1 protein-coding gene is annotated in these 577 nt (G+C 33.1%); it reads left to right on the top strand.

What is annotated here, in order from left to right:
* Window positions 1-429, top strand: a 429-nt coding sequence (locus GFJ99_RS13320) for a prolipoprotein diacylglyceryl transferase family protein (protein ID WP_203228801.1), incomplete at its 5' end; no start/stop codon positions are given.
* Window positions 430-577: the final 148 nt, after the last annotated feature.

The raw sequence follows: 577 nt of genomic DNA, 5'->3' as shown, positions 1-577 counted from the left end.
TTCGGAATTAAATTCTTAAGAGATAAATACAATGGTAGAGAAGCGATGGAACAAACCCAAATTGGCGATGTTAACGAAGCTTACAAAGCCATTGAAACTAATCCACAATTTACCGAATTATTAGCTGCTGTAACACCAAAACACCCAGCTCAATTATACGAAGCCATTTGTTATGTTTTTGTGTTTGCTATTTTGATGTTTTTATACTGGAAAACGGAAGCTAGAAACAAAGCGGGTTATTTATTTGGATTGTTCTTAATTTTACTTTGGTCAATTCGTTTTGTGGTGGAATTTGTTAAGGAAAGTCAAGGTGGTTTTGAACAATATCCTATTTTTAACGCACTTTCAACTGGACAATGGTTGAGTATTCCGTTTATTCTTATTGGATTTTACTTTGTATGGAAAGCGAAAGAAGTTAAAGAAGCTTAATCAATAACATATATAAAAAGGCGGTTAGAGATTCTAACCGCCTTTTTTGTGCTTTTTAATTAATATTTCAACTGTAGTTTCTAAAAGTAATTTCCACAATCTAATTCATGACTTACTTTGTGGGCACGGATTGTAAATCCGCGCAATC

Origin of the sequence: Flavobacterium sp. LMO6, from assembly GCF_009495795.1 — a bacterium.
Classification (GTDB): Bacteria; Bacteroidota; Bacteroidia; order Flavobacteriales; family Flavobacteriaceae; genus Flavobacterium.
Note: the sequence above shows the minus strand (reverse complement) of the source record. Positions and strands in the feature narration are given on the sequence as shown.